Annotated in this window: 1 rRNA gene; it reads left to right on the top strand. The window is 49.1% G+C overall.

Annotated features, from left to right (window positions below):
• Positions 1 to 95 precede the first annotated feature (95 nt).
• Positions 96 to 1,626: ribosomal RNA gene (locus EF514_RS10660) — 16S ribosomal RNA — on the top strand.
• Positions 1,627 to 1,670 lie beyond the last annotated feature (44 nt).

Genomic DNA, 1,670 nt, shown 5'->3' with positions numbered 1-1,670 from the left:
CAACTTTGATAATTAAATAGTGTAAGAGAATAAGCAACAAGCTTAGCGGAAAAAGTCAGTAAAGTGACGAGCTAAGGGATTTAAATTTGAAAATTTTAATTGAGAGTTTGATCCTGGCTCAGGACGAACGCTGGCGGCGCGCCTAACACATGCAAGTCGAGCGATGAAAGAACGCCTAAACCCTTCGGGGTGAAGATGTTCTGGATTAGCGGCGGACGGGTGAGTAACACGTGAGTAACCTGCCTTTGACATGGGGATAGCCTCGGGAAACTGTGATTAATACCCAATGAAATTACAAATTCGCATGAAAATGTAATCAAAGCGTATAGCGGTCAAAGATGGACTCGCGTCTGATTAGCTAGTTGGTAAGGTAACGGCTTACCAAGGCAACGATCAGTAGCCGGCCTGAGAGGGTGAACGGCCACATTGGAACTGAGAGACGGTCCAAACTCCTACGGGAGGCAGCAGTGGGGAATATTGCACAATGGAGGGAACTCTGATGCAGCGACGCCGCGTGAGCGAAGAAGGTTTTCGAATCGTAAAGCTCTGTCCTATGGGAAGATAGTGACGGTACCATAGGAGGAAGCCCCGGCTAACTACGTGCCAGCAGCCGCGGTAATACGTAGGGGGCTAGCGTTGTCCGGAATTACTGGGCGTAAAGGGTTCGCAGGCGGAATTGCAAGTCATATGTGAAATTCAGAGGCTTAACCTCTGCAAGCATGTGAAACTGTAATTCTTGAGATATGGAGAGGTAAGTGGAATTCCTAGTGTAGCGGTGAAATGCGTAGATATTAGGAGGAATACCAGTGGCGAAGGCGACTTACTGGCCATAAACTGACGCTGAGGAACGAAAGCGTGGGGAGCAAACAGGATTAGATACCCTGGTAGTCCACGCCGTAAACGATGAGTGCTAGGTGTCGGGAGTAATTTCGGTGCCGTAGTTAACACAATAAGCACTCCGCCTGGGGAGTACGTACGCAAGTATGAAACTCAAAGGAATTGACGGGGACCCGCACAAGCAGCGGAGCATGTGGTTTAATTCGAAGCAACGCGAAGAACCTTACCAAGTCTTGACATATTATTGACCGGTATAGAGATATGCCTTTACCTTCGGGTACAGTAATACAGGTGGTGCATGGTTGTCGTCAGCTCGTGTCGTGAGATGTTGGGTTAAGTCCCGCAACGAGCGCAACCCTTACCTTTAGTTGCCAGCGCGTAAAGGCGGGAACTCTAGAGGGACTGCCGATGATAAATCGGAGGAAGGTGGGGATGACGTCAAATCATCATGCCCTATATGACTTGGGCTACACACGTGCTACAATGGTCGGAACAAAGAGAAGCGAAAGGGTGACCTCAAGCAAATCTCAAAAAGCCGATCCCAGTTCGGATTGTTCTCTGCAACTCGAGAACATGAAGTCGGAGTTGCTAGTAATCGCAAATCAGAATGTTGCGGTGAATGCGTTCCCGGGTCTTGTACACACCGCCCGTCACACCATGGGAGTTGGCAATACCCGAAGCCTGTGAGCCAACCTGAAAAGGGGGCAGCAGTCGAAGGTAGGGTTAATGACTGGGGTGAAGTCGTAACAAGGTAGCCGTATCGGAAGGTGCGGCTGGATCACCTCCTTTCTAAGGAGAAAGACTTTAGGAACTTTTAATAGAAGTGACTAGAG

It is taken from the genome of Anaerosphaera multitolerans (assembly GCF_004006535.1).
Lineage (GTDB): Bacteria > Bacillota > Clostridia > Tissierellales > Peptoniphilaceae > Anaerosphaera > Anaerosphaera multitolerans.
The sequence above is the reverse complement of the archived record's forward strand: the minus strand, read 5'-3'. Positions and strand labels throughout refer to the sequence as shown.